Origin of the sequence: Burkholderia sp. Ac-20353, assembly GCF_017104785.1 — a bacterium.
In the GTDB taxonomy this organism is placed as follows: Bacteria; Pseudomonadota; Gammaproteobacteria; order Burkholderiales; family Burkholderiaceae; genus Burkholderia.
Map to the genome: position 1 here is coordinate 25,445 of NZ_JAAGPL010000027.1, position 15,057 is coordinate 40,501.

Sequence of the window (15,057 nt, forward strand, 5' to 3'; positions counted from 1 at the left end):
TCGGTGCCTGCCCGCGCACCCGGAACGAGTGCGGCGGGCTCGGCCGTCGCGACGCGGCGTCATGCTCAGCTGCCGAAGTAGACGTTGCAGAAGCTCACCGGACCGACGCAGGCGTTCGGGTCTTCGTTCTTCGATTGCGAGCGGTCGACGCGGCCTGCGGCCTGGACGGCCTCGGCGCGGTTCGCCTGTTGCGGTGCGTGGTCGGCCGGCGCCGGTTGCGCGTGTGCGACGGCGGCGGTAAGCGACAGGGCAACGAGGGCGAGGTGCAGCGGCTTCATTTCAGTTTCTCCTGGGTGTTTGCCAGTCTCGCTGGCAGTGATGAAACTATAGGCTCGTACTGCTTAGAGATTAATCACCGCCGCTGGAGAGCTTATTTGCATCCGCAACAAGGATCGTGCGCAATACGAATTCAATGCAATGGGATTCAATGGCGCTCAACGGCGATGCCGGTTGAACGGCGCATCCTTGTCGAGCAGCGCGCTGCGCATGAAGTGCAGGCAGCCGACGATGCGTTGCATTCGGCGGCGTTCGTCGGGAACCGCATGCCACGCGATCAACGTGTGCTGAGCCGCGCGGATCGCTAGGTTCACCGATTTCAGCGTGCGTGCGTGATGGCTCGGCGATGGATCGTCGAAGAAGCGCGGCAATTCTTGCAGCACCGTGTCGATCGAACCCGTCCAGCGCAGCGTCTGCAGCGGCTTCGACGCGCAGAACGCCTGCAGTTCGTCGCGCAGGTCGATCACCGCGTGTCCGACCTCGAGCGTCGCGAGCATCCAGCGCAGTGCGTCGCGATGCTGGCGCGTGCGCCGCACGAGCAGCGTGCGCAACTGCGCCATCAGGTCGTGCGTGCTCGACTGGAAGCGCTGCGCGAGGCCGGCCGGCGCGCCTTCGCACGCGAGTGTCACCTGGCGGCGCAGGTCATGTGCGATGCGGCCCGTCAGCCACGGCATGTGCGTGGGGAACACCACCGCAAAGACGATCGAGCACACGAGCATCGCGACGACGATCGCGAGCCCGTTGTTGATCAGCACCTCGGGCGTATAGGCGATCACGTTGTCGGGGCCCGCGAGCAGGCAGAAGAACACCGCGAAGCCGATCCCGTAGCCTGACATCCCGGGCCGCATCGCGAGGAATGCGCCGAAGCCGAGCACCGGCGCGAGCGTCGCGCACAGCAGCGGGAACCCGTCGATGTTCGGGTACACGTAGCACAGGAACAGGTAGCCGACGAGCGTCGCGAACGCGGCGCCGACGCTCATCTGCGCGACGAACTTCGGCGCGCGCGGCGAAGTCGAGCTGAGCGCGCACGCGATCGCGGTGCCGATCACGGCGAGCGAGCCGCTCGGCCATTGCGATGCGATCCAGAACGCGCTCATCGCGCCGACCGCGACCACGGTGCGCAGGAACGTGAAGCCGATGAAGAAGCGGTTCGTCTTCACTGCATAGTGCGTGACCGTGCGCTCGAACGCGTGATCGTCCTGGTCGAGCGATGCGTAGGTATCCGCATAGCCGAGAAACTCGCCGACGAAGCGATACATCAGTTCGATCGCAGTGTCGTAGTCGAGCAGGCCGCCCGCCGCATGATCCTCGATCTCGCGGCGCGACGCGCGCGCGCCTTTCGGCAGCGCCGTGTGAAAGCGTCGCAATTCGAGCAGCGCGCCGGTCGCGCGGGCCGGGCCGTCGCGCAGTTCGTCGTGCAGCGCCGCGAGCCGTTCCGCCAGCGCATCGACGTGCGGCGCGAGCGCCGCGAGCACCGCATCGGCGTGGCTGGCGCGCAGGCGTTTGACGAGCTGGTGCAGCGCGTGCAGCCGCGTGCACGCGTTCATGAACTCGCTGTTGAGCCGCGCGAGCCGGCGGCTGCGTGCGCGGATGTGCGGATCCTCGAACGACGCGAACGCACGGTTGGCCTCGAAGCCGACGATCTCGTCGACGAAATCGGCGAACTGGCGTTCGAAAGCGCCGCGCTCGATGTCGCCCGCGAGCGCGTTGGCTGCGAACCCCGCGAATTTCGCGTGGCGCGCGCTCAGCGAGCGCATCAGCGCCTTCGCCGAACTGAGCGGCAGGATCAGCGCGCTGACGACGCCGGAGCAGACGATGCCGAGCGCGACTTCGGCCGCGCGCGTCAGCGCGGACAGGAACAGCGTCTGCGGGGTCATCACCGCGGGCAGCCCGATCAGCGCGGCCGTGTAGCCGGCGAGCACGAACCCGTACCAGCGGAAGTGGCGGTTGCGCACCGCGAGCGCGATGCAGCCGCCGATCCACAGCGTGATGCCGGCCATGTAGAGCTCGGGCTGCTGCGCGAACAGGCCGCCGAGCGCGAGCGCGGCGACGAGGCCGGCCGCGGTGCCGAGCACGCGATAGAAGCTCTTCGCGAACACCATCCCGGACAGCGGCTGCATCAGCACGAACACGGTCGTCATCGCGGTGCGCGGCTGCGACATCTCGAGCCGCATCGCAATGCCCATCGCGAGCAGCGCCGCGAGCACGGTTTTCGCGAGGTGCAGCCAGATCAGCCCGTCGCTCGCGGCCCAGTCGCGCGCCACCTTGCCGAGGGGATCGAGCCAGCGTCCCCATCGTTGGAGGCCGACGGAAGGTGACTCGATCGCTGGTTGTGGCTTCATGACTGGAGAGGGCGCACCCGGCGCCGGGCGGCTCGCCGCGGCTCGGCCGAACGCGCCCGTTCGACTGGTGAGGCGCCGATTGTAGGAGCGTCGCGCACGCACATTAACGCAGCGGCGGGGAAACGATAGTTGCAGCCAAGGTAACAATCCATCTCAATTCGTGGAGGAAAATAGCGGCTCCTACACAGGTGGTTCACAGGAATGGATACGCTTCAGAACATGCGGGTGTTTACGCGCGTCGTCGAGACGGGCAGTTTCACCGCGGCCGCACAATCGCTGAATTCGACGACGGGCGCGATGTCGCGTGCGGTGTCGGAGCTCGAGGTGCGGCTGCGCACCCGCCTGATGAACCGCTCGACGCGCCGCCTCGCGCTCACGTCAGCCGGCGAGAGCTATCTGCGGAGCTGCCGGCAGATCCTTGCCGACGTCGACCGCGCGGAAGAAGAGGCGAGCTGTGCGCATGAGCGGCCGGCCGGCGTGCTGCGCATGCGCAGTTTCGCAAGCGTCGGCCATCACTATGTGCTGCCCGCGCTGACGCGCTATCACGCGCAGTATCCGGACGTATCGGTCGAGCTGTCGCTGTCGCAGCGGATGCCGGACCTGTTCGACGGCACGAGCGACATGGCGGTGGTGACCGCATCGTCGCTGCCCGATTCCGAGCTCGTATCGCATCTGCTCGGCTCGACGTTCAGCATCCTGTGCGCGTCTCCCGACTACGTGTGCCGGCATGGTGCGCCGTCCCGCCCGCAGGACCTCGGCGCGCATGCGTGCCTGACGCTGCGCACGCCCGCGTTCCCGACGCACGAATGGCTGCTCGAAGGGCCGGACGGCGTCGAGCAGATCCACGTCACGGGCCCGGTGCAGACCAATACCGCCGAATCGCTCGCGCTCGCGATCCGCGACGGGATCGGCATCGGGATGCTGCCGCTGTACGCCGCGATCGATGCGCTGCGCGACGGTACGCTCGTGCGCGTGTTGCCGGAGCACATCCTGCAGAAGATGAACGTGTATGCGCTGTATCCGTCGCGCCGGTTCGTCGACGCGAAAGTGCGGACCTGGGTCGAATTCCTGCGTGCCGAGGTGCCCGGCATGATCGCGCGCGACGTCGAGATGCTGGGCCAGCTTGGGCACGAGGCACAGGCTGCCTGACGGGTGGCGCGTTGGCGCGTCGCTGTGCTGATGCGTCAATGCGCTGACGAGTCGATGCGTTGACACGTCGATACGCGGCCGCGGTCACTGCTGACGCGCCAACGCACGTGCTTCCCGCATCGATTCACGGCATCGATTCACTACTTCGATTTACCGCTTCAGTTTCCTGCTTCATTCCGTTCGGGCTCCTCGCCCGCATGCTTCAGCGCGAGCATGCGGGCGGAGTCCGTTGCGCGCGCGTCACAGGGACGGCTTCACCGCCGAACCGGCTTGCGCACCGGGTGCGCCGGCCGGACCGTATGCGGCTTCGGCAGCCTTGTGTTCGGCGAGCCGCTTTGCGGCAAGGCGTTGCTGCGCGGCCATGATGTCGTCCGGGTAGTTGCCCGCGTCGCCGAGCGACGGGTTGTAGCCGACGGATTCGAGGTCGTACAGTTCCTGCAGCACTTGCGCGCGCGTGACGGGCGACTTCGACGATTGGGCGAACGACAGCGCAGGTGCGGCGAGCAGGACGGCTGCGGCGGTGGCGACGACGAGCGATTTCATGATTTTTCCTCCGGGATATTGGATGCGGTCCGGAGATTGACAAGTGATCCGAACCGTTGAGGCAAGTCTACGCAGCGGCGGCGCGCGTAAAAACCCCGATTCCAGACAGTCTGCCTTCCAGAACGAACAACATTGGACGGGCGATCGACATGCATCGCGCGCCGTCGTCACGCGCGCATGAAACGAAAAACCCGCCTTCGCAGGCGGGTTTCGTGTTTCGGCAGACAGCCGGGCCAGGAGGCACAGGGGCTCAGAAGCGCGTGCGCATGCCGATCGTGCCGACGACCTGGTTCGCGGTGCTCGACGCGCCGCCCGACGTGTTGATGAACGCCTGGTAGCCGCGGCCGGACGCGTGCTGGTACATCGCTTCCGCGTACAGGTCGGTGCGACGCGACAGCTTGTAGACGGCCTGCAGGTCGACCTGATGCCACTTCGGATCGGTGCCGTGCTTGCTGTCGGGGTTCGACACGCTGGCATCCGTGTACACGTATGCGGCGCCGAGGCTGACGGCCGGCGTCACCGCGTAGCGGACGTTCACGTCGTAGTTGTTGAACGCGATCTGGCCGGTCGAGCCGAACGAGCCCGAGTTGTCGTATTGCGAGCGCGTATACACGAAGCCGACGGTGGCCGGGCCGAACACGTAGCTGACGCCGCCGCCGTACGAACGCATGCGGTCCGCGCCGATCGACCAGCCGCCCTGGCTCAGGCTTTTCCCTTCGGCGACGTCCGTCGCGCCCGGGCTCGCGCTCGTCGAGCCCTTCGTGCCGTTCATCTGCAGGTACGCACCGGCCAGCTTCAGCGGGCCGTTCGTGTAGCTCGCCGCGACGCTGTACGCGCGGTTGCTGGCGAAGTTCGTCGAGTTCGAGAAGCCGTACAGCGCGCCGACCTTGAAGCCCGCGTACGTGTCGCTCGTGTACTTGACTGCGTTGTTGATACGCAGCGAATGGTTCAGGTTGTCGTTGTCGAACGGATGCGCGAAGCCCGTGTCGCCGAAATCGCCCGAGGTTGCCGACAGCGGTGCGACGAAGTCGACCATCGTGTCGTACTGGCGGCCGAGCGTCAGCGTGCCGTAGCCGCTCTTGCTCAGGCCGACGTACGCATGGCGACCGAACATCTTGCCGTCCTGGCCAAGCGCGCCGTTGTTGACGTTGAAGCCGTTCTCGAGTACGAACAGCGCCTTCAGGCCGCCGCCGAGATCTTCGCTGCCGCGCAGGCCGAAGCGGCTGCCGTTGATCGTGCCGCTGGCCATGCGCCATTGGGAAGCGCCATTCACATTATTGGTGTAGGCGATACCGGCATCGATCAGGCCATACAGCGTGACCGAGCTTTGCGCGTGTGCGAGCGGGGCGAACAGCGCGGCGGTGGCGGCGCCGGCAAGAAGGGTTTTTTTCATGTAAAGGCTCCTGCGTGTGGGACTGGGAACAAGAAATTCGGCGCCAGTATAGGGACGCACCCACGCGGATTCCGGCGGCGCGGCGCGAGCGCACCGTTGCAGAACCAGCAAGAGTGATTCACACCGTTGTCATAAATCGCGCGGCACGCCGATTGCCGGGGGGACGGTGTGCTTCATGCGCGACGCACGCGTGCCGTGCCGCGCAGTGTTGTGGTGCGGTTGCAACATCGCGCGTGATCGCGCCGGCAGTTGATCGATGCCGCGCACGCGCGGAGAATGGGCGCGTCACGCCATCGATCCCTTTCGAAACACGCGTCCGTCGCGGCGACGCACGGCCGCTTCATGCCAGGACCCCCACATGAACCTGTTCAACGTACGCCTGCGCGGCCGCGACGGCCTCTTCACGATCGGCATCGACGCGGGAACGATCTCGCGCATCGATGCGCAGCCGGCCGCGATCGCGCCTGCGAGCGGCGACGACATCGACGCGGGCGGCCGTCTTGCGATCCCGCCGCTCGTCGAGCCGCACATTCACCTCGACGCGGTGCTCACGGCCGGCGAGCCGGCCTGGAACATGAGCGGCACGCTGTTCGAGGGGATCGAGCGCTGGGCCGAGCGCAAGGCGACGATCACGCACGACGACACGAAGGCGCGCGCGCATGCGGCGATCGGCATGCTGCGCGATCACGGGATCCAGCACGTGCGGACTCACGTCGACGTGACCGATCCGTCGCTGGCCGCACTGAAGGCGATGCTCGAGGTGAAGGACGAGGCGCGCGGGCTGATCGATCTGCAGATCGTCGCGTTCCCGCAGGAAGGGATCGAATCGTTCGACGGCGGCCGCGCGCTGATGGAGCAGGCGATCGACATCGGCGCGGATGTCGTCGGCGGCATTCCGCACTTCGAGAACACGCGCGAGCAGGGCGTGAGCTCGATCCGTTTCCTGATGGATCTCGCCGAGCGCACCGGCTGCCTCGTCGACGTGCATTGCGACGAAACCGACGATCCGCATTCGCGCTTTCTCGAGGTGCTCGCCGAAGAGACGCGCGTGCGCGGAATGGGCGCGCGGGTGACCGCGAGCCATACGACCGCGATGGGTTCGTACGACAACGCGTATTGCTCGAAGCTGTTCCGGCTGCTCAAGCGCGCGGGCCTCAGCTTCATCTCGTGTCCGACCGAGAGCATCCATCTGCAAGGGCGCTTCGACACCTTCCCGAAGCGGCGCGGCGTCACGCGCGTCGCGGAGCTCGACCGCGCCGGCATCAACGTGTGCTTCGGACAGGATTCGATCAAGGATCCGTGGTATCCGCTCGGCAACGGCAACATCCTGCGCGTGCTCGACGCGGGGCTGCACATCTGCCACATGATGGGCTACGAGGACTTGCAGCGCGCCCTCGACTTCGTGACCGATCACAGCGCGGCCGCGATGCATCTCGGCGAGCGCTACGGCATCGCGGTCGGCCGGCCTGCGAACCTCGTCGTGCTCGATGCGGACAGCGACTATGACGCGCTGCGCCGGCAGGCGAAGGCGGCGCTGTCGATCCGCGGCGGCAAGGTGATCATGCGGCGCGAACCGGAGCGGATCGCTTATCCGGCGTGATTTTGCGGGGTGACGTTTGGTTTGGCGGCAGTGGGGGCGGCGCGGCAGGCGCGTTCGCCCGCCGCCCCAGTCCGGCTCCCGGCTCCCGTTTCCCGGTCTTCGCAGCACGCTGTTGCGTCGCACGCGCATCGAAGCGCGTCCGCGGGTTCTGTGCCAGAATCCGCGCGATCCGCGCATGCACAAGAACGACACCGGCGCGGCCGCTCATATCAGGAAACGAGGAGTACAAGTTGATTCAGCGCATTTCCCGCTTTTTCACGCAGGTGGTCCACCGCGTGCTGCCCGATCCGTTGATTTTCGCGATCCTGCTGACAATCGTGACGTTCGCGCTCGCATTCGGCCTCACGCCGAATTCGCCCGCGCAGTTGACGACGATGTGGGGCTCGGGCTTCTGGAAGCTGCTCGCGTTCTCGATGCAGATGGTGATGATTCTCGTCACCGGGCACGCACTCGCGAGTTCGCCGCCGGTCAAGCGCGCGCTCGTCGCGCTCGCGAGTGCCGCGCGCACGCCCGGGCAGGGCGTGATGCTCGTCACGTTCGTCTCCGCACTTGCATGCGCGATCAACTGGGGATTCGGCCTGGTGCTCGGCGCGATGCTCGCGCGCGAGGTCGCGCGGCGCGTGGCAGGCAGCGACTACCGGCTGCTTGTGGCGTCCGCGTACATGGGCTTCCTGAGCTGGCATGGCGGCCTGTCGGGCTCGATTCCGCTCGTCGCGGCGACGAAGGGCAATCCGATGGAGAAGACCATCGGACTGATTCCGGTGTCGCACACGCTCTTCACCGGCTACAACGCGTTCGTGACGATCGGTCTGATCGTGATGCTGCCGTTTCTCGCGCGCCTGATGATGCCGAAGCCGGAGGACGTGGTCAGCGTCGATCCGGCGCTGCTCGCGGAGCCGCCGAGCGTCGAGCGCAAGCTCGGGCCGGACGCGACGCTCGCCGAGCGGCTGGAGGAAAGCCGCCTGCTGGCGGTGCTCGTCGCGGCGTTGTGCGCGGTGTTCCTCGTGCTGCGCTTCGCGCAGAAGGGCTTCGCGCTCGACATCGACACCGTGAACCTCGCGTTCCTCGCGGCCGGCATCCTGCTGCATCGCACGCCGATGGCGTACGCGCGGGCGGTGGCCGGCGCCGCGCGCGGCGCGTCGGGGATCATGATCCAGTTTCCGTTTTACGCGGGCATCCAGGCGCTGATGGACCATTCGGGGCTCGCGGGCGTGATCACGAAGTGGTTCGTCGACGTCGCGAACGTCCACACGTTCCCGCTGCTTGCGTTCCTGAGTTCGGCGGTGATCAATTTCGCGGTGCCGTCGGGCGGCGGCCATTGGGTCGTGCAGGGACCGTTCGTGATGCCGGCCGCGCAGGCGCTCGGCGCGGACCTCGGCAAGGCGGCGATGGCGATCGCGTACGGCGAGGCGTGGACCAACATGGCGCAGCCGTTCTGGGCGCTGCCGGCGCTCGCGATCGCGGGGCTCGGCGTGCGCGACATCATGGGTTATTGCGTGACCACGCTGCTGTTTTCCGGCGTGGTGTTCGTCGCCGGGATGTATCTGTTCTGAGCGGCGGCGCGGGCCCGGCGGTGACGCCGGGCCCGTCGGCAGGACTCACCGCACCGGTTCGTCGGTGAGGGTTTGCAGGAACGCTTCGATATCCTTGATATCCTGCGCCGACATCGCGGGCACGTCGCCGGGCTTGCGGTCGAACGGCGCGTCGGTCACGTCGATGTTGGCGCGATACGGCGCGGGCAAGTCGTCGTACGCATCGATCTTGCCGTCCGGGCCGCGCGGATAGAACTTCTCCGGCGCGAGATTGCGCTCGTTGTAGAACGCCATCACCTGGTCGAGCGAGTGGAACACGCCGTTGTGGAAGAACACGTGGCGGGTCGCCGCGTTGCGCAGTGTCGGCGTGAGGAACATCCCGCAATACTGCGTCTGGTCCTTCAGGTCCGTACGGAACGGGCCGCACAGCCCGAGGTCGTGAAACGCCGGATCGCGGTTCTGCGCGAGCAGCCGGTTGCGCGGCGCGCCGAGCGCTTCGTACTGGAAGTCGGTGAACATCGGCGGCAGACCGTCGGCGCCCGGCTTCGACAGGTGGCATCCCGCGCAATTCGCCTTCGCGGGATCGTTGAAGAGTTTAAGCCCGCGCAGTTCCGCCTGCGTGAGGCGCGTGCGGCCTTCGAGCCAGCGGTCGTACTTGCTGTTGTACGGGTGGAACGACGGATCCTCGACCTGATAGCGCGCGATCGCGAACATCGCTTCGGACACCGCGAGCTGCGCGCTGTCGAACACGCGCGGCCCGAACAGTTGCAGGAAGCGTGCGCGGTGCGGCGACTGCGCGAGCTTGCGCGCGACATCGTCGACGTTCGGGTTCGCCATCTCGACCGGATTCAGCAGCGGGCCGAACGCCTGCTGCTGCAGCGTGTCCGCGCGGCCGTCCCAGAACATCCCGCCCTGCGGCACGAGCTGCGGCGCGGCTGACGTGCCGGCCACCTTCTGCGCCTTCACGACGCCAGCCGCCGCCGACGCCTGCTGCGCGACGCTCGCCGCGTCGTCGTTTTCGCTCGCATCGGGGCCGATGCTGAAGTTCGGCTGCCGGTACAGGTACATCAACGACGGCGGCGGCCGGTAGCCGTGCAGCGTCATCGCGATCCCGCCCGGCTGCACCTCGAGCGCGTTCGGCGGCCCGAACGCGTGATCGGGGCTGTGGCAGGACGCGCACGACTGCTTGCCGGACGCCGACAGCGCCGGATCGAAGAACAGCGCGCGTCCGAGCTGCGCGACCGCGGACAGCGGCGCGACTGCTGGGCGCTGCAGCACGATCGGGTGCGGGTTCGCGCCGGTCACGCCCTCGACGAGGTTGCCGATCGCGGCGGGCGTGTGCGTGGGGAACGCGATCGCGAACGCGGCGAAGCCGAGCACGCCGGCACCAAGCGCGAGCGCAGCGCGGCGCACGAAGCGAAGAGGGCGGCGCGGCGCGGCGGTGCCGGCGTCGGGCGTGTCTGGTGCGTCGGGTGCGCCAGGCGGCGGAAATGCAGGACGGGCGGTCATGCGATCGAGGCTGAAGTCGGGCGCCGCGAATGCGGCGCGTTGAAATGGAAACGGCCGGCGCATTGCGCGCCGGCCTGCCGGGTGACGTCGACGATCAGATCGCCGGTGCCGAACTCAGCGCGGTGCCGAGCGTCGGGTCGAGATACAGCGGCGTCGTGTTCGGCTTCGACATGAAGTCGAACAGGCCGCGCAGGTCGCCTGCCGACGCGTCGAACGAACCGCCGCCGATGCGCTGGCTGCCGAGCCAGTTGTCCTCGATGAAGCGCACGACCGATGCCTGGTCGACCATCGTGTGGTCGACGTAGTTCTGCTTCGCGTACGGCGAGATCACGACGAGCGGAATCCGCACGCCCGGGCCGCAGCGGCCGTTGACCGGCTGGCCGTTCACGCCCGCGGGTTGCGTGCCCGTGCCGCACTTGCCGTTGCCGTTCACCTGGTCGACCGCATCGAACGACGCGCGCGTCGGGCTCGCATAGACGTGGTCGTACCAGCCGTCCGAATCGTCATAGGTGACGATCACGGCGGTGTTCTGCCAGTCGGGCTGCTGCTGCAGGAAGTTGACGACCTTCGTCACGAACGCCTGCTCGTCGAGCGGATCGGAATAGCCCGCATGCGCGTCCTGCGCGGCCGGCGCCTTCAGGAAGCTGACCGACGGGAAGTTGCCGCCCTTCACCGCGGCGAAGAAGTCGTCGGTGTCGTACTGGTGGTTCGCCGGTTCGGCCGTCTTGCCGTCCGTCTGGAGGCTCGAGCCGATCGCGGCGACCGAGCTCGGCCGCGTGTGCTGCGGGTTCGCCGTCGACGCGTAGTACTGGAACCAGTTGTGGTGCGGGATGTAGTCGGACGTCGCGGCGTTCACCGCGGTCGCGACCGTGGTGCGGCTGCAGCCCGTCGTGCCGTTGCCGTTCACGGTCGACAGGTTGAAGCCGCCCATGAAGCCGCCCCACGTGATGTTCGCGGTGTTCAGCAGGTCGCCGATGTTCTTGCCGCTCATCATCGCCTGGTCGGTCGTGCTCGAGCACACGTCAAAGCCCGGGTCGACGTCGTTGATCATCGTGAAGCCGCCCTGGCTGTCTTTGATGTAGTACGAGCTCGCGGCGAGCGTCGACGGTTGCTTCGACGTCTTGACGATCTGCATCCCGTTGGTCTGGCCGGAGATCACGTTCAGCGCGCCCGGCGTCGACGGGCCGTACGACGTCGTGTACATGTTGTCGCTCATCGCGAAGCGCTGCGCATAGTTCCACAGCGCGGTCACCGTGTTGCCGTCGAAGTAGCCCATCACCTGGCCCTTCGTGCCGAACGCGCCGGCGCCGCCGGACGAGCCGCGGCCCGTGTATTTCGGGAACAGGTCGGCGAGGCCGTTGTCCTCGGCTTGCTGTTCGGCCGTGTACGCGTGGTTCTGGTCGGCGGTCGCGGCCTGCGTGCGGTCGAGGCGGAACGGGTTCGCGGCGTCGGTGCCGTTCGCGGTGTTCGTGAGGTTCGGGTTCGCGGTCAGCAGCGTGCCCGTCAGGCCGTTGACGGTGGGCGTGCCGGCCGCCGCGGTGAACGCCGGTTCGCCCGGCGGGTTGGTCGCGCTCGGGTAGGTGCCGAAGTAGTGGTCGAACGACACGTTTTCGCCGTAGATCACGACGAGATGCTTGATCGGCGTGGCGGTCTGCAGCGCATCCTGCGACGACACCGAGGCGGCGGCCGGTGTCGAGTTGTCGTTGCCGCCGCATGCGAACAGCGCGAAGACGGCGCCGGCGCAGGCGGTGACGAACAAGGCTTGACGGAACATCGTGAAGGACTCCATTCGAGCGGGTCATGGAAATGATCGGCCCCGGAACGGCAGCGGGCGCGATGGCGAGCACGCGCATTGAAACAGCCTGGTATGAAGATATGGGGGCGGAGCGGTTTCGCGGGCATTGCTCGGCGATATCGTTTTCATTACGGGGACATTTGCGTAGAAAGTGAAATGAAATAATCGGGGAGGTGCCATCTCGGCGCGCGCGATGTGCTTAGCCGAGCGGACACGCGGTGCGGCGCCGGTTGGCCGGGTGGCTCGTGAATAGCGCTCGAAGGCGGCTCGCAGCGACTTTGACATTCGTATGATGAATTCATATGATGAATGCCTCGACCGGTAGCGACCGCTGCGCTGCCCCGATCCCGTCATGGAGCCTGCTGGATGCCGATACCCGTCCTGTTCGCCGTCCTGTGCGCGGCGCTGCTGCACGCATCGTGGAACGCGCTCGTGCGCAGCAGCGGCGACCGGCTACGCTCGGCCACCACGCTGACCGTTGCGATGGGCGTGTTTGCCGCGCTGCTTCTGCCTGCGTCGCTGCCGCTTGTGCCGGCGAGTTGGCCGTACGTCATTGCGTCGGCCGCGATCCACGTCGTGTACAACCTGCTGCTCGTGTATTCGTACGAGCATGGCGACCTGAGCGTCGCGTATCCGATCGCACGCGGCACCGCGCCGCTACTGGTCACGCTTGGCGCGGGCGTGTTTGCCGGCGAGGCACTGGGCACGGGCGCACAGTGCGGCCTCGTGCTGATTTCGGCAGGGATCGTGTCGATCGGCCTCGATCGAGAAGCGGTATCGTCGCGCCGGATGGGGAAGGTGCTGCCGGCCGCGCTTGCAACTGGCGTGTCGATCGCGGCCTACAGCGTGGTCGACGGCATCGGCGTGCGGCACAACGGCGATGCGATCGGCTATGCGGCGTGGACCTTCGTGCTGACCGGGATCATGATGGCCGCTTACTATCGCGTGCGCAGAGGCTCGCTGCGGTTGTCGGAGAATCGCGCGGAACTCGTGAAGGCGGGATGCGGTGGCGTGTTCGCGGCGCTCGCGTACGGGATCGTGATCTGGGCGATGCAGCACGGCCCGATGGGGCCGGTGTCGTCGCTGCGCGAAACGAGCGTGGTGTTCGCGGCGCTGATCGCGCGGCTTTATCTGGGCGAGCGCCTGTCGGTCCGGCGCGCGGGCGGTTGTGTGGTGATCGCGGCCGGCGCGTTGTTGATTAGCGCGTTTGAGGTTGTGAGGTAAGGGCTTGAATGAAAACGGCACCGCATGGTGCGGTCCTTGTTGAGTGCAACGTATTACGTCAGTGCGCCTTAGGGACGGGGTTTAGGTTTGGGCAACAGTGGTTCGGGCATCCCGGACTTACGTTGACCTCAACGCGCCGTCCAGTTTGGTCAAACTCGTCAGCCTTGAAAATTCGACCGATGAAATCGCTTCTTTCGCCCCGGATCGAAAACTGACGTAGCGCATTCATCACGTTTTCCGCTCGTCGCGTTGCAAGCTGTTCGGCGTGCCGTTCGGATTGTTCGGCCAGTCCGACAAGCCACACAGTGTCAATAATCGGAAAGCTATAGTGCATGTCATTGGACCATGCGGACAACCTCGCTAGTTCGGCAATTGAAATCTCGCTCGAATCAGCATCGAACCGAATATCGATGTAGCGGGCGGGAAGATTCGACGGACCGTCGCATGCGAGCGCCGGATGTGCGCAGCTCAACGCAAGCGCGACGGCAATTAGGAATTTAATCACCATCGACAACATACCACTCGATGCTGTCGGCATTGCTGATTGCCAAGTTAGGATGTGATTAGGAAGGAATCGCGTGATTGTGTATTGATCGTCGGTGGATGGAATGTCGAAATTGCAGGGCGGTGAATGAACAAGTCCGCGATCGTGCCGGCCTTGTTGCTTACTTTATCGCGTAATCGTCGGCGCGTAGAGGTCACGCGACTTGCCCTAAGTAGGGTGTGACGTAGGGCGCGAGATAGAACAGGACCGAGAACAACGTCAACACGAAAAATGCGAATCCCCATCGACGCCCCGACCATCGCTTGAACACCACCACGTTCAATGCTGCGAACGCGATGGCGGGCCATAGCAGCGTGGCGAGCATGCCCAGCAGGAACTTTGCATGCGATGCGCAGTGTTCCGCGTCGTTGCAGCCAGTCGCATGTGATTTCACCTCGGGCCAACGGATTTGATTGAGAATATAGACGGTCGCCCATGTGATGAGTAAGCCCCACACGAACCCTAGAACGGCGAACGAGAGTCGTTTCACTTCTTCGAATTTCTCTGGGACACTATGCGGATCGACTGATGAAGCCTCAACAATGCTCTCCCGTCAAGCTACTAGCCCGTGCAGCAATTATTGCGGCATCCGGGGCTAACTTGAACGGTAACCTCACGAGTTTCCGTACTCGCATCAGCAGTACTATTAGTTGGGTAGATCTGAGTCTTTATCTGAAATGGTGCGATTATCAGACCATCATCTATGATGCTTTTTGTTACCGCAGAGGCACGTTTGATTGCAAGTTGATCGGGGTCGATTTCATTTTTGGATGCACTGCCAATTATATAGGTCCAGTTTTGAATGGAGTACTTCGAATTTATCTCGGAAACCCACTGTTTGAGTCGCTTTTGCTCTAATGGAGTGATTTGATAGCTATTCGACTCGAAGGCGACAAAAAATTGCTGTGTCGGTTGATTTTGCGATTCCTGGCACTCTGCGATAGTATTTTCGGATAAAGAAAGTAAAGCTGCAATCGGTGCAGTTAATATTGCGGTGAAAATTTTCATGTTGATTCAGATCGTCACCGGTTCGGCCCTAGGGACCTCGTTCGAATCACTGTCGAACTGAACGTTGATGTATTGGCCCGGAAGGTTTTTCGGTCCCTCGCACGCGAGCGCTGTATGTGCGCAGCTCGACACGAGCGCGGCG

14 protein-coding genes are annotated in these 15,057 nt (G+C 65.4%); 5 read left to right on the forward strand and 9 right to left on the reverse strand.

Going from position 1 to position 15,057, the window contains the following annotated elements; translation table 11 throughout:
• Nucleotides 1-65 precede the first annotated feature (65 nt).
• Together G3N94_RS11790 and G3N94_RS11795 are read right to left on the reverse strand one after the other, a co-directional pair.
• On the reverse strand, nt 66-278 hold the full coding sequence (locus G3N94_RS11790) for a hypothetical protein (protein ID WP_124597334.1): 213 nt from the start codon (nt 276-278) through the stop codon (nt 66-68).
• A 156-nt stretch (nt 279-434) separates the two neighbouring features.
• Nucleotides 435-2,618 (reverse strand): FUSC family protein, encoded by a 2,184-nt coding sequence (locus tag G3N94_RS11795; RefSeq protein ID WP_205792565.1) that lies wholly within the window; start codon nt 2,616-2,618, stop codon nt 435-437.
• 201 nt (nt 2,619-2,819) lie between these two features.
• On the opposite strand from G3N94_RS11795, the gene G3N94_RS11800 reads away from it, so the two are divergent.
• Complete coding sequence (locus G3N94_RS11800) at nt 2,820-3,767, forward strand: LysR family transcriptional regulator (RefSeq protein WP_205792566.1); 948 nt, start codon at nt 2,820-2,822, stop codon at nt 3,765-3,767.
• A 240-nt stretch (nt 3,768-4,007) separates the two neighbouring features.
• Here G3N94_RS11800 and G3N94_RS11805 read toward each other — a convergent pair whose 3' ends face one another.
• Together G3N94_RS11805 and G3N94_RS11810 are read right to left on the reverse strand one after the other, a co-directional pair.
• Nucleotides 4,008-4,310: a DUF4148 domain-containing protein gene (locus tag G3N94_RS11805; RefSeq protein WP_205792567.1), complete on the reverse strand. Its 303-nt coding sequence runs from the start codon at nt 4,308-4,310 to the stop codon at nt 4,008-4,010.
• A gap of 250 nt (nt 4,311-4,560) precedes the next feature.
• Nucleotides 4,561-5,703 carry a porin gene (locus G3N94_RS11810; RefSeq protein WP_205792568.1) on the reverse strand — a complete coding sequence of 381 codons (1,143 nt, stop codon included), beginning with the start codon at nt 5,701-5,703 and terminating at the stop codon, nt 4,561-4,563.
• A 358-nt stretch (nt 5,704-6,061) separates the two neighbouring features.
• On the opposite strand from G3N94_RS11810, the gene codA reads away from it, so the two are divergent.
• Entirely contained in the window at nt 6,062-7,303 is a 1,242-nt protein-coding gene (codA, locus tag G3N94_RS11815; protein ID WP_205792569.1) for a cytosine deaminase, read from the forward strand.
• Nucleotides 7,304-7,533: 230 nt separating this feature from the next.
• Nucleotides 7,534-8,856: a TIGR00366 family protein gene (locus tag G3N94_RS11820; protein ID WP_205792570.1), complete on the forward strand. Its 1,323-nt coding sequence runs from the start codon at nt 7,534-7,536 to the stop codon at nt 8,854-8,856.
• Nucleotides 8,857-8,901: 45 nt separating this feature from the next.
• Here the strand turns inward: G3N94_RS11820 and G3N94_RS11825 are convergent, their stop codons facing one another.
• Together G3N94_RS11825 and G3N94_RS11830 are read right to left on the reverse strand one after the other, a co-directional pair.
• Entirely contained in the window at nt 8,902-10,344 is a 1,443-nt protein-coding gene (locus G3N94_RS11825) for a cytochrome c peroxidase (RefSeq protein WP_205792571.1), read from the reverse strand.
• A 94-nt stretch (nt 10,345-10,438) separates the two neighbouring features.
• On the reverse strand, nt 10,439-12,118 hold the full coding sequence (locus G3N94_RS11830) for an alkaline phosphatase family protein (protein ID WP_205792572.1): 1,680 nt from the start codon (nt 12,116-12,118) through the stop codon (nt 10,439-10,441).
• A gap of 26 nt (nt 12,119-12,144) precedes the next feature.
• Here G3N94_RS11830 and G3N94_RS11835 point away from each other — a divergent pair, with 26 nt between their 5' ends.
• The gene (locus G3N94_RS11835) at nt 12,145-12,294 is read left to right on the forward strand and encodes a hypothetical protein (RefSeq protein WP_205792573.1); all 150 of its coding nucleotides are present in this window, start codon (nt 12,145-12,147) and stop codon (nt 12,292-12,294) included.
• Nucleotides 12,295-12,505: 211 nt separating this feature from the next.
• On the forward strand, nt 12,506-13,363 hold the full coding sequence (locus tag G3N94_RS11840) for an EamA family transporter (RefSeq protein WP_205792574.1): 858 nt from the start codon (nt 12,506-12,508) through the stop codon (nt 13,361-13,363).
• Nucleotides 13,364-13,421: 58 nt separating this feature from the next.
• Here the strand turns inward: G3N94_RS11840 and G3N94_RS11845 are convergent, their stop codons facing one another.
• From G3N94_RS11845 to G3N94_RS11855, 3 genes are all read right to left on the reverse strand, one after another.
• Entirely contained in the window at nt 13,422-13,901 is a 480-nt protein-coding gene (locus G3N94_RS11845; RefSeq protein ID WP_241021776.1) for a hypothetical protein, read from the reverse strand.
• Nucleotides 13,902-14,061: 160 nt separating this feature from the next.
• Nucleotides 14,062-14,397, reverse strand: coding sequence for a hypothetical protein (locus tag G3N94_RS11850; RefSeq protein ID WP_205792575.1), 336 nt, complete (start codon nt 14,395-14,397; stop codon nt 14,062-14,064).
• Between the two features lie 71 nt (nt 14,398-14,468).
• On the reverse strand, nt 14,469-14,915 hold the full coding sequence (locus tag G3N94_RS11855; protein WP_205792576.1) for an OmpA family protein: 447 nt from the start codon (nt 14,913-14,915) through the stop codon (nt 14,469-14,471).
• Nucleotides 14,916-15,057: the final 142 nt, after the last annotated feature.

What these genes read in the sequence shown, in the direction of transcription:
- G3N94_RS11835 (WP_205792573.1), top strand. Translation starts at nt 12,145, where the DNA reads ATGGAAATGATCGGCCCCGGAACGGCAGCGGGCGCGATGGCGAGCACG.
- G3N94_RS11845 (WP_241021776.1), bottom strand. Translation starts at nt 13,901, where the DNA reads ATGCCGACAGCATCGAGTGGTATGTTGTCGATGGTGATTAAATTCCTA.
- G3N94_RS11805 (WP_205792567.1), bottom strand. Translation starts at nt 4,310, where the DNA reads ATGAAATCGCTCGTCGTCGCCACCGCCGCAGCCGTCCTGCTCGCCGCA.
- G3N94_RS11795 (WP_205792565.1), bottom strand. Translation starts at nt 2,618, where the DNA reads ATGAAGCCACAACCAGCGATCGAGTCACCTTCCGTCGGCCTCCAACGA.
- G3N94_RS11790 (WP_124597334.1), bottom strand. Translation starts at nt 278, where the DNA reads ATGAAGCCGCTGCACCTCGCCCTCGTTGCCCTGTCGCTTACCGCCGCC.
- codA (WP_205792569.1), top strand. Translation starts at nt 6,062, where the DNA reads ATGAACCTGTTCAACGTACGCCTGCGCGGCCGCGACGGCCTCTTCACG.
- G3N94_RS11830 (WP_205792572.1), bottom strand. Translation starts at nt 12,118, where the DNA reads ATGTTCCGTCAAGCCTTGTTCGTCACCGCCTGCGCCGGCGCCGTCTTC.
- G3N94_RS11800 (WP_205792566.1), top strand. Translation starts at nt 2,820, where the DNA reads ATGGATACGCTTCAGAACATGCGGGTGTTTACGCGCGTCGTCGAGACG.
- G3N94_RS11810 (WP_205792568.1), bottom strand. Translation starts at nt 5,703, where the DNA reads ATGAAAAAAACCCTTCTTGCCGGCGCCGCCACCGCCGCGCTGTTCGCC.
- G3N94_RS11855 (WP_205792576.1), bottom strand. Translation starts at nt 14,915, where the DNA reads ATGAAAATTTTCACCGCAATATTAACTGCACCGATTGCAGCTTTACTT.
- G3N94_RS11825 (WP_205792571.1), bottom strand. Translation starts at nt 10,344, where the DNA reads ATGACCGCCCGTCCTGCATTTCCGCCGCCTGGCGCACCCGACGCACCA.
- G3N94_RS11840 (WP_205792574.1), top strand. Translation starts at nt 12,506, where the DNA reads ATGCCGATACCCGTCCTGTTCGCCGTCCTGTGCGCGGCGCTGCTGCAC.